21 protein-coding genes are annotated in these 22436 nt (G+C 62.3%); 16 read left to right on the top strand and 5 right to left on the bottom strand.

Going from position 1 to position 22436, the window contains the following annotated elements; all coding sequences use genetic code 11:
* Window positions 1-220 precede the first annotated feature (220 nt).
* The 3 genes from CWR53_RS02750 to CWR53_RS02740 all read left to right on the top strand — a co-directional run bounded on the left by CWR53_RS02750 (window position 221) and on the right by CWR53_RS02740 (window position 2963).
* Entirely contained in the window at window positions 221-1627 is a 1407-nt protein-coding gene (locus tag CWR53_RS02750; RefSeq protein ID WP_100850740.1) for a PAAR domain-containing protein, read from the top strand.
* Window positions 1620-1997 (top strand): hypothetical protein, encoded by a 378-nt coding sequence (locus tag CWR53_RS02745; protein ID WP_176417782.1) that lies wholly within the window; start codon window positions 1620-1622, stop codon window positions 1995-1997. The genes CWR53_RS02750 and CWR53_RS02745 overlap by 8 nt, the downstream gene beginning before the upstream one ends.
* Before the next feature lie 588 nt (window positions 1998-2585).
* Entirely contained in the window at window positions 2586-2963 is a 378-nt protein-coding gene (locus tag CWR53_RS02740) for a hypothetical protein (RefSeq protein ID WP_100850739.1), read from the top strand.
* Between the two features lie 73 nt (window positions 2964-3036).
* Here CWR53_RS02740 and CWR53_RS02735 read toward each other — a convergent pair whose 3' ends face one another.
* The gene (locus CWR53_RS02735; RefSeq protein ID WP_100850738.1) at window positions 3037-5022 is read right to left on the bottom strand and encodes a hybrid sensor histidine kinase/response regulator; all 1986 of its coding nucleotides are present in this window, start codon (window positions 5020-5022) and stop codon (window positions 3037-3039) included.
* A 262-nt stretch (window positions 5023-5284) separates the two neighbouring features.
* Between CWR53_RS02735 and CWR53_RS02730 the strand changes: the two genes are divergently transcribed.
* The 8 genes from CWR53_RS02730 to lnt all read left to right on the top strand — a co-directional run bounded on the left by CWR53_RS02730 (window position 5285) and on the right by lnt (window position 12780).
* Complete coding sequence (locus tag CWR53_RS02730) at window positions 5285-6082, top strand: hydroxymethylpyrimidine/phosphomethylpyrimidine kinase (RefSeq protein ID WP_058638963.1); 798 nt, start codon at window positions 5285-5287, stop codon at window positions 6080-6082.
* A gap of 13 nt (window positions 6083-6095) precedes the next feature.
* A complete protein-coding gene (gene thiE / locus CWR53_RS02725; protein WP_078477940.1) occupies window positions 6096-6719 on the top strand; it encodes a thiamine phosphate synthase in 624 nt (207 codons plus the stop codon).
* Between the two features lie 16 nt (window positions 6720-6735).
* Window positions 6736-8019, top strand: coding sequence for a glutamate-1-semialdehyde 2,1-aminomutase (hemL, locus tag CWR53_RS02720; protein ID WP_058603548.1), 1284 nt, complete (start codon window positions 6736-6738; stop codon window positions 8017-8019).
* 254 nt (window positions 8020-8273) lie between these two features.
* Entirely contained in the window at window positions 8274-8819 is a 546-nt protein-coding gene (locus tag CWR53_RS02715; protein WP_100850737.1) for a tetratricopeptide repeat protein, read from the top strand.
* 105 nt (window positions 8820-8924) lie between these two features.
* Window positions 8925-9923, top strand: coding sequence for a PhoH family protein (locus CWR53_RS02710; protein WP_028687151.1), 999 nt, complete (start codon window positions 8925-8927; stop codon window positions 9921-9923).
* Complete coding sequence (ybeY, locus tag CWR53_RS02705; protein WP_058603546.1) at window positions 9916-10389, top strand: rRNA maturation RNase YbeY; 474 nt, start codon at window positions 9916-9918, stop codon at window positions 10387-10389. The genes CWR53_RS02710 and ybeY overlap by 8 nt, the downstream gene beginning before the upstream one ends.
* Window positions 10390-10414: 25 nt before the next feature.
* Window positions 10415-11254, top strand: a complete 840-nt coding sequence (locus tag CWR53_RS02700; protein ID WP_023534628.1) for an HlyC/CorC family transporter — start codon at window positions 10415-10417, stop codon at window positions 11252-11254.
* An 8-nt stretch (window positions 11255-11262) separates the two neighbouring features.
* The gene (gene lnt / locus CWR53_RS02695; protein WP_100850736.1) at window positions 11263-12780 is read left to right on the top strand and encodes an apolipoprotein N-acyltransferase; all 1518 of its coding nucleotides are present in this window, start codon (window positions 11263-11265) and stop codon (window positions 12778-12780) included.
* 45 nt (window positions 12781-12825) lie between these two features.
* Here the strand turns inward: lnt and CWR53_RS02690 are convergent, their stop codons facing one another.
* Together CWR53_RS02690 and CWR53_RS02685 are read right to left on the bottom strand one after the other, a co-directional pair.
* Window positions 12826-13587 (bottom strand): YdcF family protein, encoded by a 762-nt coding sequence (locus tag CWR53_RS02690; RefSeq protein WP_100850735.1) that lies wholly within the window; start codon window positions 13585-13587, stop codon window positions 12826-12828.
* A gap of 115 nt (window positions 13588-13702) precedes the next feature.
* Window positions 13703-14017, bottom strand: a complete 315-nt coding sequence (locus CWR53_RS02685; RefSeq protein WP_078477937.1) for a hypothetical protein — start codon at window positions 14015-14017, stop codon at window positions 13703-13705.
* A gap of 224 nt (window positions 14018-14241) precedes the next feature.
* Between CWR53_RS02685 and leuS the strand changes: the two genes are divergently transcribed.
* The 5 genes from leuS (at window position 14242) to CWR53_RS02660 (ending at window position 20289) form a co-directional block, all read left to right on the top strand.
* A complete protein-coding gene (gene leuS / locus CWR53_RS02680; RefSeq protein WP_100850734.1) occupies window positions 14242-16848 on the top strand; it encodes a leucine--tRNA ligase in 2607 nt (868 codons plus the stop codon).
* Window positions 16849-16909: 61 nt separating this feature from the next.
* Window positions 16910-17515 (top strand): LPS assembly lipoprotein LptE, encoded by a 606-nt coding sequence (gene lptE / locus CWR53_RS02675; protein WP_100850733.1) that lies wholly within the window; start codon window positions 16910-16912, stop codon window positions 17513-17515.
* Between the two features lie 40 nt (window positions 17516-17555).
* Complete coding sequence (holA, locus tag CWR53_RS02670; protein ID WP_058603540.1) at window positions 17556-18593, top strand: DNA polymerase III subunit delta; 1038 nt, start codon at window positions 17556-17558, stop codon at window positions 18591-18593.
* 160 nt (window positions 18594-18753) lie between these two features.
* Window positions 18754-18918 (top strand): alternative ribosome rescue factor ArfA, encoded by a 165-nt coding sequence (arfA, locus tag CWR53_RS02665; RefSeq protein WP_100850732.1) that lies wholly within the window; start codon window positions 18754-18756, stop codon window positions 18916-18918.
* A gap of 60 nt (window positions 18919-18978) precedes the next feature.
* Window positions 18979-20289, top strand: a complete 1311-nt coding sequence (locus CWR53_RS02660) for a lytic murein transglycosylase (protein ID WP_058638953.1) — start codon at window positions 18979-18981, stop codon at window positions 20287-20289.
* 82 nt (window positions 20290-20371) lie between these two features.
* Here the strand turns inward: CWR53_RS02660 and CWR53_RS02655 are convergent, their stop codons facing one another.
* Complete coding sequence (locus tag CWR53_RS02655) at window positions 20372-21310, bottom strand: LD-carboxypeptidase (protein WP_100850731.1); 939 nt, start codon at window positions 21308-21310, stop codon at window positions 20372-20374.
* Between the two features lie 107 nt (window positions 21311-21417).
* Window positions 21418-22434 carry a lipoyl synthase gene (gene lipA / locus CWR53_RS02650; protein ID WP_058603537.1) on the bottom strand — a complete coding sequence of 339 codons (1017 nt, stop codon included), beginning with the start codon at window positions 22432-22434 and terminating at the stop codon, window positions 21418-21420.
* Between the last annotated feature and the right edge of the window lie 2 nt (window positions 22435-22436).

The raw sequence follows: 22436 nt of genomic DNA, 5'->3' as shown, positions 1-22436 counted from the left end.
TGACTAAAGGCAGGGGTGCGTGATGAGCGGCGCTTTAGAGACCTGCATGATCGGGGTCGCCAGCGGCGTGTTCGTGCGGCGCCCGAATAGGTGAGGTCGTCAGGAACTTGTAATCCAGTTCCCAATAGTCCGTGGGAGTCTTCCTAGAAGCTGAATCAAGCGCACATAAGTGGATACCGCCTGCTAGGTTGCGGGTTCTTTCATGAACAGCAGGCAAGCCATGAGTATGCGCATCAGCATCCTGGGTCGGTACCAAGGCCTGGACAGCGATGAAACCACCACCGGCGCCATTTGCATTGCCGGGCAATCCAGAGGTCGCGTCCATGGCCGTAACTGGCTGCTGCAAGGCGACAAGACCACGCCCTGCCCCCGCTGCGGGCAACCTGGCACGCTGGTGGAGGGCGAGCCCCGTTGGAAGCAGGACGGCATACCTACGGTCCTTGACGGCGCATTGGTGGAGTGTGGGTGCCCTACAGGCAGCAACCGCGTAATTGCAGGCGGATCTGCAGTACCTGCAACGTTCAGGGCACCCGCATCTGAACCGGTCAGTGACGCACTGCGACATCCTCAAGCACGCGATAGGGCGATCAGTCCGGAGCGGTTCCGGGACGCCGCGCCTTCAGCGGCTCAGCACAGCAATGAACCTGGTTTCTACATCGTGCCGCGCAGCATGTCGTATGAAGAGGTGTTGGTAGAACTCGGTTCGCCCCACGCGCACCTGTCTCGGTCAGCATTGGAACGGCTTAATCCAACCTTCCGGAACGGATTCAAACCGGGCGAGATATTCGTCGTGGGTGAAGAATCGAGGTACCCGATGTGTACCCGGCAGGAGATGTCGGTTATGAGTGCAGCGGAGCAGGCGCGCGCTGCATTGGCCGGCCTCACCGAGGAGGAAGCCGGCTTCATGATGCAGCATCAGGCCGAGATAGCCGCGCTGTTTGGTGATACCAGTCTGGCCATGGGCGTAGCCGAGACAGTGGCGGGTAAGTCACTGGATGAGATCACCAGCCTTTTGCGCAAAATCGAAGACCTGCACAAAGCGCAATTTGCCAAGCACGGGCACCTTCGCCACCCGGAATTCTTCGCCCAGCGCCAGCAGCTGTTCAATCAGTTGAGTGTCGGTTTGAAGGCCACCCTTCTCAATAAGCGGCTTAATCTTGGGGATTACTCAACACTGCGCCGAGACTTGGGTATCTCTTCCAAAAGCCTGGTGCACCACTGGAGCAAAGCAGGCGGGCCCACGGACATACCGGGGTATTCCACTCACTTGGACAAACTGGCCAGGATGGCCAAGTATTTGAAGGCTGGAGGGGCAGTGGGTATTGCGCTCGGGGGTATTGGATCAGCGATGAATATTGCCGATGCGTGCCGGGTGGGGAATACGAAAGCGTGTAGAAGAATACGTTTTACTGAGGCTGGTAATTTTTCGGGTGGCTTGGGAGGTGGGTGGATAGGTGCAAAGCTTGGCAGTAGGGCAGCGCTCAGGGTTTGCTGGCGGACGGGTCCAGGAACGCTCATTTGTAATGTGGTGTTTGCAGGAGCAGGAGCTTGGGCAGGGAGCCAAGGAGGCATGATAGGCGGCGAAACCGTAGGCGAAGTCATCTTCGAGATGCTAATTGATGAATGATCTCGACAATACGCTGAAATTATTTTGGGTGGCCTCCCCATTTGTCCTGGGCTTCACCGCGCTCGCAATGGACCTGCACATCGCATGTTCCAAAGGATATGCAACCATGACCACAGCGCTGCAGCGCAGTCCATGCTTAGCTGTTTTTGTCGCAACATGGGGCGATAAAAGCGTGCGTGCAAGAATGCTCGTGATTTTTTTGGTAGCGGGCGCCATAACCTCTCCAAAATACAGCATCCGTAAAGGCGCGCTTGATCCCCGAGACTATGATCAATTTCCATCTCGTTTGAAAATACAGATCATCACAGCGTCCTGGCTTAATACCATAGCCGGCTTCTGGCTTTTTGTAATTTGTTTGATCTACGGATAACAACGTTACCGACCCATACTTGCTGCATGCCGCTAATCTTGGTGACGGGAGAACAAAGCATACGCGCACGATTATTGGTGATCTCAATGGTGGGTGGGCTCATAGCATCTCCAACCTACCACATTCGCAAAGGTGCGCTTGATCCACTCGATTATCAGAATTTTCCAGCCTCCCTTAAAAAGAAGATCAACACCGCATCCTGGCTGAACACAGTAGCGTTCACTTGGCTAACAGTCGGTTACTTTTTCCTACTGCCAAGGTGAAGCTGTTACTCATTACAAGCACCATGGATCCACGCTGATGATTGGGTATTCGACGCACCTGGGCGAGCTGGCAAGTAGCCAGGTACTCGAAGCTCGCACGGCGGACGGGAATACAAAGCCATGTTGAAGAACACTATTTACTGAGCCTGACGATTTTGGCCTGCCCAAAATGGTCGGGGGCCAAAGTAGCTAATGAAGTGATACTTATTTCTTCCCGAAGAACTGCCTTGACGGCGCTGCATATGGCATCTCGACCCCTGCAACAGCGCCTCTGACGGGAAGTCTTCGTGCATGCAATTAAGCGAAAACTTTCGAGGCCTTGAGAATGATCAAGAATTTTGACATTACGTTTCAATTACTTTTTCTTGCCACTCCCTTTGCCCTCGGACTGACCGGCCTCGTCATGGATCTGCGTATCGCAGGCTCCAAAGAATACAAAATCATGATTGGGGCCCTGCAGCGCAGTGCGTGCCTACCCTTTATTGTCACCCTTTGTGGTGAAAAGACTTTGCGTGCGAGAATGTTTGTGACATTCATGGTCGCCGGGGTCATAAAGTATCCAAAATCAAGTATTCGACAAGGCATGCTTGACGCACAAGACTATGAGCAATTTCCACCATCCATGAGAAAGCGGATTGTGGCCGCCTCATGGCTGAACACAGTCGCCTTCGGCTGGTTAATCATAGGTTCTTACTTTCTTTGATACCCCGAATCGCACGCCCACGTTATCGCACTGCCCATTTAGCTAACAGCAAATCGTCCTAACCTACAGATGCTTACCGCCAACGCCGCCCCTCACTCCCCTGCACAGCCACCTGCCCCTGCGAAATCGCCAACTCCACACTCATCTCGAACCGACTGCCCACCCCAGGCGCCGATTGATGTGACAGCCGTGCCCCCAGCAATTCGCTCATCTGCCGGCAGATGGCAAGGCCAATGCCCAACCCGCCGTAGCGCCGGGTCATGGACCCATCCACTTGGAAAAACCGCTGGTAAAGAATCGACTGGTCAAGGTCTTCGAAACCGATACCCGTGTCGCTCACGGTAAACGTCAAGGCCAGTTGATTAGGCCCCCTGTGCTGTCCGCGAACCTGGATCATCACACCACCCTGGTGGGTGAATTTCAGGCCATTGTCCACCAGACATCCCAGACAGCGGGCCAGCTTCGGCCCATCGCCCACCAGTCGGTCGGGCAGGTCCGCCGGCATGTCCACACTCAAATACAGGCCCTTGCCCAGTGCCTGGCCGGCATAGCCGGCGCGCACGCCTTGCAGCAGTGCCCGCAGGTCGAAGGGTGCTGGCTGCGCACGCAGCCGCCCTGCCTGGAGTTCGGACAAGGTCAGGATGGCGTCGACCATGTTCATCATGCCCTGGGCCGAACCCACCGCTGTCTGATGAAAGCGGGCCATTTCCGCGTCCATCGGCAGGGTATGCATCAACTCCAGGGAACCGATCACGCCATTCATTGGGGTGCGCAGTTCATGGGTGGCGCAGGCCAGAAACTCGTCTTTGAGCCGGTTGCTGTTGGCCAGTTGCTGGTTGAGTAGCTCCAGTTGCTGCCCCGTTTCACGCAGGGTACGGGCCTGCTCATCGCGCAGCGTCTTGATGCGGTCGGCCAGGGCCAGCGATAGCAACGCCACTTCCAGCGCAGCACCCAATTGACTGGCATACATGGTCAGGAACATGTTCGGCAGGTAGCCCAGCACCATCAGCGTGTTGACCAGCCCCCCGAGCAGGAACGCGGTCCAGGCGATGATGAACCAGCGCGCCACGCGCAGCCCGCGCCGCCAGGCGTTGAGCCCTGCGCAGAAAACGCCCAGGCTGAACACGAGCGCCAAGGCGGTGGCAAGGCGCATGGCCACGCCATAGGGCACGCTCACGGCCAGCACCATCACCACGGCACCGCCCAGCATCAGCGCCTGCAGCAACCGGTCGAAGCCGCGGCTTTGATGGCGAAGTTGCAGAAAATGCCGGGCGAACTGGGAGCCAAACAGCGCAGCTGCGCCGACGAACAACGGTGTGCAGGCATTGGCCCACCATGGGCTGTCGGGCCACAGGTAAGCGATGCCGGCGCCATTGACCGAGACCTGGTAAAGGCCGAAGGAGGCGATGTAGAGGATGTAGTACAGGTAGCTGACGTCCCGCACGCTCAGGTACAGGAACAGGTTGTACACCAGCATCACCAACAGCACCCCGTAGATCATCCCCAGCACATACAGGCGCGTGGCCTGGGCTTCCAGGTAGGCCTGGGGGGACCACAGGGCCAGCGGCGCCTGCACCGAGCCCTGGCTATGCAGCCGCAGGAAGACGGTGGTGACCTGCCCAGGCGGCAATTGTAGGTTGAACAGGTAATTGTCCTGCCGAACCTCCCGACTTGAGTAAGGCAGTGCGTCACCGGTGCGCTGGGCCAGGTGAAAGCGCCCGTCCGGGCCCATCAGGTAAAGCTCGAGGTGGTCGAGGGGTGGGTAGGCCAGTTCCAGCAACCAGTGCCGGGGCATGCCCGGCTCCGCGTCAGGGTGCAGCTCGAGCTTGAGCCAGAACACCGACTTGGAAAACCCGGCATTGAGCACGTCTTCAGGGTGGGAAAGAAAATGCTGTGCGAAGTCGGGCGCACTGACCTCCGTGATGCTGGCGCTGCCGTCCGGGTCTTCGTAGACCTGCATGACCTTGCCCAGAGGCAGGTGACGGGTGGCCGCGGTGATGTCCACCGCCTCGGCGAATGCAGGCAGCAAACCCATGAGCATAATCAGCAAATAGCGCATACAGCCCCAGCATGGCCTGTCCGGTCGCGTCGCGGTTGCCCCCTTTCCGTTTGAGACGACGAAATCCTGCAGTACCTGTTCATCGATTTATCTGCGCACTCTAGCACAGCGTCAAGGTGCGTCGAGCGGCGGCAAAAAAACCACAGGACCGCTCTGGCACGGGCATAAGCGGCATTGAAGGGCGCGCATCGCACACCAAAAAGTCCACCGACCTGCACGGGCAAGGTCCGCACAAACAGGTTTGGTGGTAAGCTCGCCGACCATGAATACCTACGCCTCCCGCCCCGTTGTCCTCTGTCTCTCCGGCCACGACCCCAGTGGCGGCGCCGGCTTGCAGGCAGATATCGAAGCCCTGCTTGCACAAGGTTGTCATGCCGCGCCCGCGGTGACCGCCCTGACCGTGCAGGATACCGTCAATGTCTCCGACTTCCGCGTGCTCGACCGTGAGTGGGTGCTGGCCCAGGCCAATGCCGTGCTCACCGACTCCACGGTGGCTGCGGTCAAGCTGGGCATGCTCGGCTCGATCGACATGGTCGATACCGTGGCCGAGCTGCTGGCTGCGCACCCGCACCTGCCGTTGGTGTGCGATCCGGTGCTGCGCGCAGGCGGCGGCGGGCGCCTGGGTAAGGATGAAGTAGGCTACGCCCTGCGTGAACGCCTGTTGCCGCTGGCGACCATCACCACGCCGAACCTGCCCGAAGCCCGCATTCTCGCCGAGTTGCCCGAAGGCAGCGCCGACGAGTGCGCTGCCAGGCTGCTGGAGTTCTGCCCGCACGTACTGATCACCGGCGGACACGGCGACGAGGTCGAAATCCACAACCGTCTGTACAGCCGCGACGGTCACCGCAGCACCTCGACCTGCCAACGCCTGCCGGGCAGCTATCACGGTTCGGGCTGCACCCTGGCCAGCGCCCTGGCGGGTCGACTGGCCCTGGGCGAGCACCTGGAAAGCGCCGTGCGCACCGCCCTGGACTACACCTGGCGCACCCTACGCGATGCGGAGCAGTTGGGACGGGGCCAGTTCGTACCTCGGCGCCTGCCCCTGGATTTCTGCTCCTGACTCGAGGTGCTCGATGACCCTACGCGGCCTGTATGCCATCACCGACAGCCAACTGCTGGCCGGCCGATTCCTGTCTCATGTGGAGGCAGCGCTCGAAGGGGGTGTATGCCTTCTGCAGTACCGGGACAAAAGCGATGACGCCGCGCGGCGCTTGCGTGAAGCGCAGGCACTCCAGCAATTGTGCGAGCGCTATGGCACTCAGCTGCTCATCAACGACGATGCCGAACTGGCCAGGCACCTGGGCGTGGGCGTACACCTGGGGCAAACCGACGGGCCGCTGAACCCTGCACGCGCCCTGCTGGGCAGCGCAGCGATCATCGGCTCGACCTGCCATGCCAGCCTCGACCTGGCCGCCCAGGCAGCCCGCGAAGGCGCCAGCTACGTCGCCTTCGGCCGCTTTTTCACCTCCAGCACCAAACCCGGCGCTCCGGCTGCCGACGTCCGTCTTCTGGCGCAGGCTCGCGCCCAGGTGAACCTGCCGATCGCCGCCATCGGCGGGGTCACCCTCGACAATGCCGCCGCACTGGTGCACCACGGTGCCGACCTGCTGGCGGTGATCCACGGCTTGTTCGGTGCCGACAGTGCGCAGGAAGTTACCCGCCGCGCCCGCGCCTTCAATGCCTTGTTCGCATCCTGATTCGAGAGAACTTTCCATGTCCCGTTCCGAAGCACTTTTCGCCCAAGCCCAGAAACACATCCCCGGTGGTGTGAACTCGCCCGTGCGCGCGTTCAAGAGCGTGGGCGGCACCCCATTGTTCTTCAAGCATGCCGAGGGCGCCTACGTCGTCGACGAAGATGACAAGCGCTACGTCGACTACGTGGGCTCCTGGGGCCCGATGATCCTGGGCCATGGCCACCCTGACGTGCTGGACTCGGTACGTCGCCAGCTGGAACACGGGCTGTCCTATGGCGCCCCGACCGCCATGGAAACCGAAATGGCAGACCTGGTGTGCTCGCTGGTGCCTTCCATGGAAATGGTGCGCATGGTCAGCTCGGGTACCGAAGCGACCATGAGCGCCATCCGCCTGGCCCGTGGCTACACCGGCCGTGACGCGATCATCAAGTTCGAAGGCTGCTACCACGGCCACTCCGACAGCCTGTTGGTCAAGGCCGGTTCCGGTCTGCTGACCCAAGGCGTGCCCAGCTCGGCCGGCGTGCCCGCCGACTTCGCCAAGCACACCCTGACGCTACCCTTCAACGACATCGCCGCCGTCGAGAAGACGCTGGCTGAAGTGGGCCAGACCGTAGCCTGCATTATCGTCGAGCCGGTTGCCGGCAACATGAACTGCGTACCGCCGGCGCCAGGCTTCCTCGAAGGCCTGCGCGAGCAGTGCGACAAGCATGGGGTGGTGTTGATCTTCGATGAAGTGATGACCGGTTTCCGGGTTTCGCTGGGTGGTGCGCAGGCGCACTACGGCATTACCCCCGACCTGTCCACCTTCGGCAAGATCGTCGGCGGCGGCATGCCGGTCGGCTGCTTCGGCGGCAAGCGCGAAATCATGGGCTGCATCGCCCCGCTGGGCCCGGTCTACCAGGCGGGTACGCTGTCGGGCAACCCGCTGGCCATGGCCGCCGGCCTGACCACGCTCAAGCTGATCAGCCGCCCGGGCTTCCACGCCGAGCTGACTGACTATACCAGCCGCATGCTCGACGGCCTGCAACAGCGCGCCGATGCTGCCGGCGTGCCGTTCGTGACCACTCAGGCTGGCGGCATGTTCGGCCTGTACTTCAGCGGGGCCGACGACATCGTCACCTTCGATGACGTAATGGCCAGTGACGCCGGTCGCTTCAAGCAGTTCTTCCACCTGATGCTCGACGGTGGCGTGTACCTGGCGCCGAGCGCGTTCGAGGCTGGCTTCACCTCCATCGTTCATGGCGACAAAGAGCTGCAGATCACCCTGGATGCGGCTGAAAAGGCCTTCGCAGCCCTGAAGTAACCCGGCGCCTTCCCACCTTGGTAGCCGGTAGCACCCGCTATCACGGTGGGTATACCGGCCATCGCCAGGGGCATACCCCATGGGAACGGGCGCGCGTGCAATGAGGCCATACAGGTAACGAAGGGGTCCTGCCATCAGCCTGTTTCGCCACGCCGACATAAATTCGAGTAAAACTTTGTAAGGTTGGCGCTGCTTATCCCATAATGTGCCACCAGAGACATTGGCCGCAGCTTTGCAGAGGTAAGTCGATCCCCATGAACCGCACCGGCCGCGCCCTCATCCTGGGCTGCCTGTTGCTTCTCCAGCCCCTGCTGGCCCTGGCGGAGGGCGGTAACTCGTTGCTCATCCCGACGACGGGTCGCTGCACCTTGAACGTGCAGCCGCAGGACCTGGCAAGCGCACTCAAAACCTGTGAACAGGTGGCCGATGCCGGCGATGCCCAGGCACAGTACGAGCTGGGCGAGTACTTCTATGCGCAAGCGCCGAAAAACCTCAACAAGGCACTGGACTGGTACCAGAAAGCGTCCCTGCAAGGCCATGCCGAGGCCCAGTACCGCCTTGGGTCGATGTTTTTCCGCGGCGAAGGGGTCAAGGCCAACAACGTGCAGGCCTACATCCTGTTGAAGATGGCGGCAGTCAACGGCGCTGAAGATGCCCTGGACATGGCGGACGAAGTCACCGAACAGATGCCCAGGGACGACCTGGAGCATGCGACGCAGGTGCTCGGCCAGATCTTCCGCAAGTACCTGCTCGAGCTGCAGAACGCCGAGGGACGCTCGCCGTTCTCCCCGCTGCCCTAGGCTTTGCTTGCAGAATGCCGTTGAGCCCATCAGGACTTTCGCCACTGCCATTCAAGGGTTATTCTTGAGCTCACACTCATTGCCGTCGGGCGGCTAAAAACGACCTTGAACGCACCCATCGAACCCCATCGTTTCATCCTCGAACCTTTCGAGGCCCACCGTTTCGCCAACTTGTGTGGCCAGTTCGACGAGCACCTGCGCTTGATCGAACAACGCCTTGCCATCGAGATCCGCAACCGCGGCAATCAGTTCGAACTGATCGGCGAATCCAAGACCACCCATGCTGCCGAGCAACTGCTGCGCCGTCTCTACCGCGAGACCCAGGCCACCGAGCTGTCGCCGGAAACCGTGCATCTGTACCTTCAGGAATCGGCCGTCGAGCACATCGACAACCCGGCGGTGAACGAGGTCAGCGTCTCGCTGCGCACACGCAAGGGCAATATCCGACCACGGGGCGCCAACCAGCAGCGCTACGTCAAGGAGATCCTGGCCAACGACATCAACTTCGGCATCGGCCCGGCCGGTACCGGCAAGACGTACCTGGCCGTGGCGTGTGCTGTCGACGCGCTGGAACGTGAACAGGTTCGCCGCATCCTGCTGGTGCGCCCGGCCGTTGAAGCTGGCGAGAAGCTCGGGTTCCTGCCTGGCGACCTTGCACAGAAGATCGACCCTTACCTGCGCCCGCTCTACGATGCCCTTTATGAAATGCTGGGCTTCGAGCACGTGGCCAAGCTGATTGAGCGTCAGGTCATCGAAATTGCGCCGCTTGCCTACATGCGCGGTCGCACCCTGAACAACAGCTTCATCATTCTCGACGAAAGCCAGAACACCACGCTCGAGCAGATGAAGATGTTCCTGACCCGTATCGGCTTCGGCTCCACGGCGGTGATCACCGGCGACATCACCCAGGTCGACCTGCCCCGGGGCACCAAGTCGGGCCTGGCGCATGTGATCGAGGTGCTGCGGGACGTGCCGGGTATCAGTTTCACCCACTTCCAGCCCAAGGACGTGGTACGTCATCCCTTGGTGCAGCGCATCGTCGAGGCCTATGACCGCTTCGAAGCCCGCCAGGCCACTCCCGAGGCGCCCGGCAAAAATGCTTGAACTGGACATACAACGGGCGACACAGGCTGTCGCCCCGGTCGATGCCGACTTTCGCCGCTGGTGCGAGCTGGCCTTGCAGCAACGCAAGGCCGACTCGGAGATGACCATTCGTCTTGTGGACGAAGCGGAAGCGCGCGAGCTCAATCACACGTATCGGCACAAGGACTACGCGACCAACGTGTTGTCCTTCCCGGCCGACGTGCCAGACGACTTGCTCGACATCCCCTTGCTGGGCGACCTGGTGATCTGCGTCGCGGTGGTCGAACGCGAGGCGGCCGAGCAAGGCAAGTCGCTGGCGGCGCACTGGGCGCACCTGGTCATTCACGGCTGCCTGCATCTGCTCGGTTACGACCACATCGAGGATGAGGAAGCCGAGGAGATGGAAAGCCTGGAACGAGAATTGCTGGCGCAACTGGGTCACCCGGACCCATACGCCGATGACGAAACCGAATCAACCCCACACTGATAGACCAAGGATCACGAGAACCGCCATGAGCGAAGATCGATCGAGCAACGGGCAGAAGTCCTGGCTGGGTAAACTGACCCAGGCTTTTGCCCATGAGCCGAAAAACCGCCAGGAGCTCCTGGAGCTGCTGCGTGAAGCACATCAGAACAAGCTGCTGGACAGCGAGGCGCTGACCATCGTCGAAGGTGCCATCCAGGTGGCGGACCTTCAAGTGCGTGACATCATGGTGCCGCGCTCGCAGATGAACAGCATCAAGGCCGGCCAGTCGCCGCGCGAGTTCCTGCCGGCAGTGATCGACGCGGCGCACTCGCGCTACCCGGTAATCGGCGAAAGCCATGACGATGTGCTCGGTGTCCTGCTCGCCAAGGACCTGCTGCCGCTGATTCTCAAGGAGAACGGCGACAACTTCGACATCAAGACGCTGCTGCGCCCGGCCACTTTCGTGCCCGAGTCCAAGCGCCTGAACGTGCTGCTGCGCGAGTTTCGCGCCAACCACAACCACATGGCCATCGTCATCGATGAATACGGCGGCGTGGCTGGCCTGGTGACCATCGAGGATGTGCTCGAACAGATCGTCGGCGATATCGAAGACGAACACGACGTCGAAGAGGACAGCTACATCAAGCCGCTGCCCAACGGTGACTTCCTGGTCAAGGCGCTGACGCCGATCGAGCACTTCAACGAGTCCTTCGACAGCGCGTTCTCCGACGATGAGTTCGACACCGTCGGCGGTTTGGTGATGAGTGCCTTCGGCCATCTGCCCAAGCGCAACGAAACCACCGAAATCGGCGCGTACAAGTTCCGCGTGCTCAACGCCGACAGCCGCCGGATACACCTGCTGCGCCTGACCCCGATCAACCGTTAAGGAACGACATGCGCTGGATCACCCGCCCCGGCTGGCCCGGTAACCTGCTGGCCCTGGCGGCCGGCGCTTCTACCCTCCTGGCCCTGGCGCCATTCGATCTGTGGCCACTGGCGCTGTTGTCCATCGCCGTGCTCTACCTGGGCCTGCGCGAGCTTAGCCCGCGCCAGGCCTTGTGGCGTGGCTGGTGGTTCGGCTTCGGCCTCTACGGCGCCGGCACCTGGTGGATCTACGTCAGCATGACGAACTACGGCGGCGCCTCGCCGCTGTTGGCCATCGCGCTGCTGGTTGCGTTCTTTGCGGCCTTGGCCTGGTTCTTTGCGCTGCCCACCTGGTTGTGGGCACGCTGGTTGCGGCGCAACGAGGCGCCGCTTGCCGATGCCCTGGGCTTTGCTGCCCTGTGGGTGGCGCAAGAGGCGTTTCGCGGCTGGTTCCTCACCGGCTTCCCGTGGTTGTACGCAGGCTACAGTCAGCTGGACGGCCCGCTGGCCGGCCTGGCGCCTCTGGGCGGGGTGTGGCTGGTGTCGTTTGCGTTGGCGCTGACGGCTGCGCTGCTGTGCAACCTCAACCGTTTGCGTACCCGTCCGGGCTTTCTTGCCATCGCCTGCGTGCTGCTGCTCACTCCCTGGGCGGTAGGATTGGCACTCAAAGGGCATGCCTGGACTACTCCGGCAGGCGACCCACTCAAGGTCGCTGCCATTCAGGGCAACGTCGAACAGGACGTGAAGTGGGACCCGGCGCATATCGACGCCCAGTTGGCCCTGTACCGCGACCTGAGCTTCAGTTCAAAACCTGCGGACTTGTTGATCTGGCCGGAAACGGCGGTACCTGTGCTCAAGGACCAGGCGCAAGGGTATATCGACATCATGGGGCGCTTCGCCGCAGACCGGCATTCGGCCCTGATCACCGGCGTGCCGGTTCGCGAAGTGGTGCACCGCCAGCGTCGCTACTTCAACGGCATCACCGTCACGGGCGAAGGGGACGGCACCTACCTCAAGCAGAAGCTGGTGCCCTTTGGCGAATATGTCCCGCTGCAGGACATGCTGCGGGGGCTGATCGAGTTCTTCAACCTGCCCATGTCGGATTTCGCCCGGGGCCCTGAGGACCAACCGCTGCTCCAGGCCAAGGGTTATCAGATCGCGCCTTATATCTGCTACGAGGTGGTCTACCCCGAGTTTGCCGCCGGCCTGGCGGCACGTAGCGACTTGCTGCTGACCATCAGCAACGACACCTGGTTCGGCACTTCCATAGGCCCGCTGCAGCACTTGCAGATGGCCCAAATGCGTGCGCTTGAAGCCGGCCGCTGGATGATCCGGGCCACCAACAATGGCGTGACGGCCTTGATCGACCCGTTCGGGCGCATCACGACCCAAGTGCCTCAGTTCCAGCAGGCAGTGATGTACGGCGAGGTGGTGCCGATGCAGCAGCTGACGCCTTATCTGCAATGGCGTTCCTGGCCGCTTGCAATCGTTTGTGGGTTGCTGCTGGTCTGGGCGTTGATGGCCGGGCGTGTGGCCAGGGCAGTGTGACGGGGCTTTGCAGTTAACGTTCCAAGGGGCTGCTGCTCAGCCCTTTCAGTAGAACAACCGATACCCCACCAGCCCAGCCACCTCATTGAGCAACTGCCCGCTCTGCCACATGGCCCGGCTTTCCGGCAGCCAACCTGCGAATGGCCGCGCCGGATCACGGCCGAGGAAGCCGACTGGCGCGGGTACCACTTCGAAACCTGCCTGCTCGAAGCTCCAGCGTGAGCGCTGCATGTGCCAGGCCTGGGTCACCACCACGACGCGGCGTATCCCCAACGGCTCAAGCACACTCGCCGAGTGCTGGGCATTTTCCCAGGTGGTGCGGCTCGCCTGCTCCAACCACTTCACCTCAACGCCGAAGTCGTCATGCAGGCTGTCGGCCATCAGCTGCGCCTCGCTGGGCGGTGTGCCGTAGTGCAGCCCGCCGCTGGTCAGCACCGGTAGCCCGGACGCCTTGGCCAGGCGAGCGGCAAGGCGCAGCCGCTCCAAGGCCGTGGGCGTCGGCTGGTCGACACCCGCCCAGGCAGGGTCGCCCCGTTCACGCCCTGCGCCCAGCACGACGATGGCATCGGCCCGCTGCTTGAGGCCAGCCCATTCCTGCCCGGCTAGCGCAGGCTCCGTTTCCAGGGCTCTTGCCAGGTGCTGCACGGCCACCGGCAAGCTGGTCATCCACAGCCCGCCTAGCCCTGCCACAAAGCACACAGCGGCCAGCCGGGGGCGACGCCTGCGCAGCCACCAGGCTGCAAGCAGCAGGAGAAACAGCACGCCTGGGGGTAACAACCACTGTTTGATGAAATACCGGATGGGCATGCACACCTCCTTCGAAGGTGTGCAGACTAAAAGCATCGGCGCCGGCCAACAACATGGCCGGCGTCGATCAAGGTCGGATTACTGTGCAAACCCTTGAAAGGCGCCGCGCAAACCCCTAGCGGCGGGAGGCCTTGCGTGGGCGTGGCGTGCGCACTGTGCGCTTGATGTCCTTGAGCCAGATGATCCTGGCCGACGCAGGTTCAGCTTGCGGCCTGAGGTTTGCAGCCTCGTCGGCGCGTTTCTGGAAGGTATCCAGATAAGTTTTGATCACCTCGAACTCGGCGCGGCTCAAACCACGCAACTCCAACTCGGCTGGCGCCTCGTCCCGAAGCCGCATGGACGTTCTGGCTGTATCCAGGGCAAGCCCGAGCCTATCGATCAGGCGCTCATAGAGTTCTGGTTTTCCTGCAGGTAGCTGCGACTCTCCCATTCGTTCACCTCATTGAAGATAACGATTATCTCCCCCACCCGAGAGCTTAGCGTCGTTGCGAAAAGCAGCCCGACGCTGCGACCAGCGGCCATTCGCAACGAACGTTTCCCACGATGCGCGGCGCTGCTGTATGCTACGGCGTTCACTCCCGATGACACCGGAGTGCCGGACGCAGCGAGGTTCGCTGCCTGGAAAGGTCTCCTCTCTCTCAGCCAAAAGTAGCCATGCACGAACAATACACGCCCCGTGATATCGAAGCCGCCGCCCAGACATTCTGGGACGAGCAACAATCGTTCGCTGTTACCGAACAGCCAGGCAAGGACACGTACTACTGCCTGTCGATGTTCCCGTACCCGAGCGGCAAGCTACACATGGGCCACGTGCGCAACTACACCATCGGCGACGTGATTGCCCGCTACCAGCGCATGGTGGGCAAGAACGTCCTGCAACCTATGGGCTGGGACGCTTTCGGCATGCCTGCCGAAAACGCGGCGATGAAGAACAACGTCGCCCCGGCCAAGTGGACCTACGAAAACATCGACTACATGAAGACCCAGCTCAAGAGCCTGGGCCTTGCCATCGACTGGGCCCGCGAGGTCACCACCTGCAAGCCCGACTACTACCGTTGGGAGCAGTGGCTGTTCACCCGCCTGTTCGAGAAGGGCATCATCTATCGCAAGAACGGCACCGTTAACTGGGACCCGGCTGACCAGACCGTGCTGGCCAACGAACAGGTCATCGACGGACGCGGCTGGCGTTCCGGCGCGCTGATTGAAAAGCGCGAAATCCCGATGTACTACTTCCGCATCACCGACTATGCCGACGAACTTCTGGAAAGCCTCGACGAGCTGCCGGGCTGGCCTGAGCAGGTCAAGACCATGCAGCGCAACTGGATCGGCAAGTCCCGCGGCATGGAAGTGCAGTTCCCGTACGATCAGGCCAGCATTGGCCACACCGGTACGCTGAAAGTCTTCACCACCCGCCCGGACACGCTGATGGGCGCTACCTACGTGGCAGTCGCCGCCGAGCATCCGCTGGCCACCCAGGCGGCCCAGGGCAACCCGGCGCTGCAAGCCTTCATCGACGAATGCAAGGGCGGCAGCGTGGCCGAAGCGGACATGGCCACCCAGGAAAAGAAGGGCATGGCCACTTCCCTGCTGGTCGAGCACCCGCTCACCGGTGAGAAGCTGCCGGTATGGGTCGCCAACTACGTGCTGATGCACTACGGCGACGGTGCAGTCATGGCTGTGCCAGCCCACGACGAACGCGATTTCGAATTCGCCCGCAAGTACGACCTGCCGGTCAAGGCCGTGGTGCGTACCAGTGCCGGTGATGAGGTCGGTGCCCAGTGGCAGGCCGCCTATGGCGAGCATGGCCAGCTGATCAATTCCGGCGAATTCGACGGCCTGGATTTCGCCGGCGCCTTCGACGCCATCGAAGCGGCGCTGGTGCGCAAGGACTTGGGCAAGTCCCGCACCCAGTTCCGCCTGCGCGACTGGGGCATCAGCCGCCAGCGTTACTGGGGCTGCCCGATCCCGATCATCCACTGCCCGTCTTGCGGCGATGTGCCGGTGCCGGAAGACCAGTTGCCGGTTACCCTGCCCGAAAACGTGGTACCGGACGGCGCAGGCTCGCCGCTGGCGCGCATGCCCGAATTCTACGAATGCAGCTGCCCCAAGTGCGGCATTGCGGCCAAACGCGAAACCGACACCATGGACACCTTCGTCGAGTCCTCGTGGTACTTCGCGCGCTATGCCTCGCCCAACTACGAAGGCGGCATGGTAGATCCGAAAGCGGCCAACCACTGGCTGCCGGTCGACCAGTACATCGGCGGCATCGAACACGCCATCCTGCACCTTCTGTATGCGCGCTTCTTCCACAAGCTGATGCGTGACGAAGGCCTGGTGACCTCGAACGAGCCGTTCAAGAACCTGCTGACCCAGGGCATGGTCGTGGCCGAAACCTACTACCGCGTCGCCAGCAATGGCGGCAAGGACTGGTTCAACCCGGCCGATGTCGAAGTCGAGCGCGATGCCAAGGCCAAGATCGTCGGCGCACGCCTGAAGACCGATGGCCTGCCGGTTGAAATCGGCGGCACCGAGAAGATGTCCAAGTCCAAGAACAACGGCGTCGATCCCCAGTCGATGATCGAACAGTACGGCGCCGATACCTGCCGCCTGTTCATGATGTTCGCCTCGCCGCCCGACATGAGCCTGGAATGGTCCGACTCAGGTGTGGAGGGCGCCAGCCGCTTCCTGCGCCGCGTCTGGCGCCTGGCCCAGGCCCACGTTGCCCAGGGCTTGCCTGGCAAGCTGGAGGTGGCAACCCTGGATGACGCGCAGAAAGTGATCCGCCGCGCCATCCACGCCGCCATCAAGCAAGCCAGTACCGATGTAGGCCAGTACCACAAGTTCAACACCGCCATCGCCCAGGTGATGACCGTGATGAACGTGCTGGAAAAAGCGCCACAGGCCACCGCGCAGGACCGTGCCCTGCTGCAGGAAGGCCTCGAAGCCGTCACCCTGCTGCTGGCCCCGATCACGCCGCACATCTCGCACGAGCTGTGGAAGCAACTGGGCCATGACCAGGCCGTCATCAATGCCGCCTGGCCTGCAGTGGATGAAGCCGCGCTGGTACAGGACACCGTGACCCTGGTGGTGCAAGTCAATGGCAAGCTGCGTGGCCAGATCGAGATGCCGGCCGCAGCCAGCCGCGAAGAAGTCGAAGCCGCCGCGCGCAGCAACGAGAATGTCCTGCGCTTCATCGATGGCCTGGCCATCCGCAAGGTCATCGTGGTGCCGGGCAAACTGGTCAATATCGTCGCCAACTGATGGCAACGCCCGTTCGCAGGCTCTGCGCACGGGCGGAACAGGCTCACGAGGGAGCAACAACATGATTAAACGCAATCTGCTGGTAGTTGGCCTGGCGGTCGTGCTCAGCGCCTGCGGGTTCCAGCTGCGCGGCACGGGCACCAGCGAAATGAGCGTCAAGGAGATGGACGTCAGCGCGCGCAACGCTTACGGCCCGACCGTGATTCAACTGCGCGAAGTGCTCGAGCGCAGCGGCGTGAACGTCCACGCAGGCGCACCGTACCGCCTGGTGCTGACCAACGAACAGGAGCGCCAGCGCGCCGTTACCTACAACAGCGGCAACCGCACGGCGGAATTCGAGCTCACCACCGAGCTGGACTACAGCATCCAGGGCCTGAACAATCTGGAGCTGACCAGCGACAAGGTCGAAGTGCGCAAGGTCTATGTGCGTGACGCCTCGAACATCACCGGTTCCGAGCAGGATGCCAAGCGCGCCCGTGACGAGATGCGCCGCGACCTGGTCAACGCCATGATCGTGCGCCTGCAAAACCTCACCCCTGCCCAGCTCGATGAATTGCAGCGCAAGGCCGATGAGCGTGCCAAGGCCGAAGCGGATGCGCTGGAAGCCGCGCGTCGCCAGCAGGCCGAGACTCCGCAGCAGTCGCCGCTGGAAGTGCCGGGCAACTGAGCCCGTGCAGGGCGCCGTCTGGCGCCCTGCCCCCAATGCCATGAAACTCGCCCCCGCTCAACTCACCAAACACCTGCAAGGCTCACTCGCGCCCGTCTACGTGGTCAGCGGCGATGACCCGTTGCTGTGCCAGGAAGCGGCCGACGCCATCCGCAGCGCCGCCCGCCAGCAAGGTTTCGACGAGCGCCAGGTATTCAGTGCCGATGCCAACTTCGATTGGGGCACCCTGCTGCAAGCGGGTGCGAGCCTGTCGCTTTTCGCCCAGCGACGCCTGCTGGAACTGCGCCTGCCCTCGGGCAAGCCGGGTGACAAGGGCGCTGCCGCATTGCTGGAATACTGCGCCCGCCCTGCCGAAGACACGCTGCTGCTGATCAGCTTGCCAAAGCTCGATGCCAGCGCGCAGAAGACCAAATGGGGCAAGGCACTGGTCGAGGGTGATCATTGCCAGTTCATCCAGATATGGCCCGTGGACGCGCATCAGTTGCCCCAATGGATCAATCAGCGGCTGCAACAGGCAGGCCTGAGTGCCCAGCGTGACGCTGTAGACCTGATTGCTGCACGCGTGGAGGGCAACTTGCTCGCGGCCGCGCAGGAAATCGAAAAGCTCAAACTGCTGGCCGAGGGCAACGTCATCACCCTGGAAACGGTCCAGGCCGCGGTGGCGGACAGCGCGCGCTTTGACGTCTTCGGGCTGGTCGACGCCATTCTCAAGGGTGAAGCCGCCCATGCCTTGCGCATGCTCGAAGGCCTGCGCGGCGAAGGCGTGGAGCCCCCGGTGATCCTCTGGGCCCTGGCCCGTGAACTGCGGCAACTGGCGGGCCTGGCCCAGCAGTTCAGCCAGGGCGTTCCCCTGGACAAGGCCTTCAGCCAGGCACGCCCACCCATCTGGGACAAACGCCGCCCCTTGGTCAGCAAGGCCCTGCAGCGGTTACCCGCGCAGCGCTGGTCGCAGCTGCTGCAGGACGCCCAGCGTATCGACGCCCAGATCAAGGGCCAGGCGCAAGGTTCTCCCTGGACAGGCCTGGCGCGCCTGGTGCTACTGATGGCCGGCCAGCGCCTAGCGCTGCCTGCCCAATAGTCGACGCCCTGCCTGTAGAGCCCGTGCTTGTTGGCCGTCGCCGGCAAGCCGCCTCACGAGGCCTGGATAACACTCACGACCATATAAACAATCAATTGGCCTGCCCACGGCCAAGCCTGCACAGTGCAGCCCGCACTGTCCCAACGCAGGAACCATCTTCATGAGCAAAAAACCAAACAAGCAAGGCCATAACAAGGCCAAGTCCATCGTCGCCCAGCCCCTGTTCCGTTGTCGTCAGGAACGGCCGGAGAAAGGCAAGGGCAGCTACCGCCGCGAAGCCTTCCAATCGAGAGATTGGGAGGCTTCTTACTTTTCGGCGGCATGAAGGCATCCGTAGCGCAGGCATGATATGGTCATCACCTGACCTGCAGACCTGGACCTGTGCATGCTCTACCGTCTTTTTCCTCGTTGGGAAACCCGCCAGCTCGTTGCGGCCTCCAGCTTCATCCTGCTCGTTGCCTGTGCGGAAAAACCCACGGCAGCCGATGCATTGCCCCTCGCCCAGGCGCAGCCGGCGCCTGTCGTGAATGCACCTGGCAAGGCGCCAGACAGCAACCCAGATATCCAGCCGTCCCAAACCTTTGCCCAGTGGCAAGCAGGTTTCCGCCAACAGGCCCTGCAAGCGGGCATTGCCCCGGAAATTTTCGACAAGGCGTTTCTCGGCGTTACGCCGGACATGGACGTGATCAAGGCTGACCGAAGCCAGCCAGAGTTCACCCGGCCAGTTTGGGAATACCTGGAAGGTGCCTTGTCCCCCGTGCGCGTACGCAACGGCAAAAGGCTGCTGGAGCAGAACGCCGAGCTGCTGACCCGCCTGGAACAGCGCTACGGCGTTGATCGCCAGATCCTGGTCGCGGTATGGGGCATGGAAAGCAACTTCGGCCAGTTCCAGGGCAGCAAGTCAGTGATCCGCTCCCTGGCCACCCTGGCCTACGAAGGGCGACGCCCACAGTTTGCCCAAGACCAGCTGATTGCCGCCCTGCAGATCATCCAGCACGGTGATATTCAGCCTGATGCAATGCGCGGCTCCTGGGCCGGCGCCATGGGCCAGACCCAATTCATCCCGACCACCTACAACACCCATGCCGTGGATTTCGACGGCGATGGCCGCCGCGATATCTGGAACAGCACGCCCGATGCCTTGGCCTCTACTGCACACTACCTGCAAAGCTCAGGCTGGAAGCGTGGCCAACCCTGGGGGTTCGAGGTGCAGGTACCGGCAGGCTTCGATTATTGGCAAGCTGACGGGACCTCGCGCAAGCCGATCGCCGAATGGTTGGCCATGGGCCTGACACTGCCTGCTGGTACGCAGTTGCCAGCCGGTAGCAATGAGTTGCCAGCCGCCCTGTTGCTGCCCGCTGGCGCGCGAGGCCCGGCATTCCTGGTTCTCGACAATTTCCGCGCCATTCTCAAATACAACAACTCATCGGCTTACGCGCTGGCCGTCAGCCTCCTGAGCGATCGCTTCACCGGCTGGGGCTTCATCGCTGGCAGCTGGCCCAAGGACGACACCCCCCTGAGCCGTAGCGAGCGCATGGAGTTGCAGAACTTGCTCAATGCCAAGGGCTTTGAGGCGGGCAACGCCGATGGGATCATTGGCGCCAACACCCGCAAGGCCATCCGTAATGCCCAGCAGGGCCTGGGCTGGCCAGCCGATGGCTATCCGACGCACAAGCTCCTGGAGAGCCTACGGTAGCCACAGGCTCGCGCTTACTGGCAACAATGCGGGTCCCCCTAGGCACGGTAACCGTAACCCTGGGGTGGCCTTGGCGCCAGGCTCATGCCTGGAACAGCGCCTGCTCCAGCACCAGGCGCTGCCGCTCGCTGTCCAGCGTTACTCGAGCACCTAGCGGCAGGCAGATATTGGGGTCACAGTGCCCACTGCGCCATCCGGCCAGCACAGGGACGCCCAGTGGGCCGAACGTGTCGCGCAGCAGTGGTGCCAGCGCCGCCGCGGTAATGCCAGCAAAGTCCCCTACCAGCACACCCCTGATGCCTTCTAGCTTGCCGGCTAGCCGTAACTGCGTCAGCAGGCGATCGACTCGGTACAACGGCTCGTTCACGTCTTCGATGAACAGGATGCAGCCCTGGGTATCCAGCTCTGCCAGGGTCCCAAGGGTCGCACCCAGCATCGACAAGTTCCCACCCAGCAGCGGGCCATTGGCCAGGCCAGGGAAGACCGTGTGCAAGGGGAACTGCGCCGGGTGCGTGATCGGCTCACCGGCTGCCACCTGCCCGCTCAACTGCGCCACCAGCGACGATTCGGTCGGTGCCTGCTTGCCACCCAGCAGGTCGGCGTTGAGCATGGCCCCGTGGAAGCTGATCATCCCTGTGTGACGGTAGAGCGCCGCATGCAAGGCGGTGATATCGCTGTAGCCAATCAAAGGCTTGGGGTGGTGTTGCAACAGCTCGAAATCGAGCTTGTCCAGCAGACGCATGCTGCCGTAGCCGCCACGCATGCACAGAACCGCGTCGATGGACGGGTCCTGGAAGGCGTCGTGCAGATCCTGTAGCCGCTGCGCGTCGGCGCCTGCCAGGTAGCCCTCGGACTGAGTCGCCCCCGGATAGACCCGGCAGCGGTAGCCGCGCTCGGCGAACCACTGGGCCGCTTTGTGCACATCCAGACGCGCCGGGCCTGCCGGGGCAACCACGGCAAAGCAGGCATCGGGCTCAATGGCCTTGCGCAGTGGCAAGGCAGAAGGTTCTACGCAGTTCATCGGCAACTCCATACGGCTTGTCACAAACAGCTTACGGCTTTGCTGGCTGAAAAAAAAATGCCGACGCGGCCTTGCGGCGCATCGGCATTTCTCTTTTTACGGTCAGATCAGAGTTTGATCTTGGCTTCGTGCGCTTGCTGGTCGGCATGGTAGGACGAGCGCACCAGCGGGCCGGAAGCGACGTTCTTGAAGCCCATGCGGTAGCCTTCCTCGGCGAACCAGGCGAAGGTGTCAGGGTGCACGAACCGCTGCACGGGCAAGTGGCTGCGCGATGGCTGCAGGTATTGACCCAGGGTGAGCATGTCGATGTCGTGTTCGCGCATGCGGTGCATGACCTCGATCACTTCTTCGTCGGTCTCGCCCAACCCGAGCATCAGGCCGGACTTGGTAGGCACATGCGGGACCAGTTGCTTGAACTTCTGCAGCAGGTCCAGCGACCAGTCGTAGTCCGAACCCGGGCGAGCGGCCTTGTACAGACGGGGCACGGTTTCGAGGTTGTGGTTGAACACATCCGGCGGCTCCTGAGCCGTGATCGCCAGCGCGACGTCCATACGGCCCCGGTAATCCGGCACCAGGGTTTCAAGCTGTACGCCTGGCGACAAAGCGCGGATTTCGCGGATGCAGTCGGCGAAATGCTGGGCGCCGCCATCGCGCAAATCATCACGGTCAACCGAGGTGATGACCACGTACTTCAGGCGCAGGTCGGCAATGGCCACCGCAAGGTTCTTCGGCTCGTCCACGTCCAACGGCTTGGGACGGCCATGCCCCACGTCGCAGAACGGGCAGCGGCGCGTGCAGATGTCGCCCATGATCATGAAGGTGGCGGTGCCGCCCGAGAAGCACTCGCCCAGGTTCGGGCAGGAGGCCTCCTCGCAGACGCTGTGCAGCTTGTGCTTGCGCAGCAGTTGCTTGATGCGGTCTACCTCGGGCGAGACCGGGATACGCACACGGATCCAGTCAGGCTTCTTGGGCAGCTCGTCAGTGGGGATGATCTTGACCGGGATGCGCGCGACCTTGTCGGCGCCTCGCAGCTTGACCCCGGCTTCGACCTTCTTGGGGGCGGAGCGCGGCGTAGCGTCCTGGGTTGGGATCAGGTTCGGCACGGCTTCTTGCACAGTAGTCATAT

This window comes from Pseudomonas sp. SGAir0191 (assembly GCF_002812565.2).
Taxonomy (GTDB): Bacteria; Pseudomonadota; Gammaproteobacteria; order Pseudomonadales; family Pseudomonadaceae; genus Aquipseudomonas; species Aquipseudomonas parafulva_B.
The sequence above is the reverse complement of the archived record's forward strand: the minus strand, read 5'-3'. Positions and strand labels throughout refer to the sequence as shown.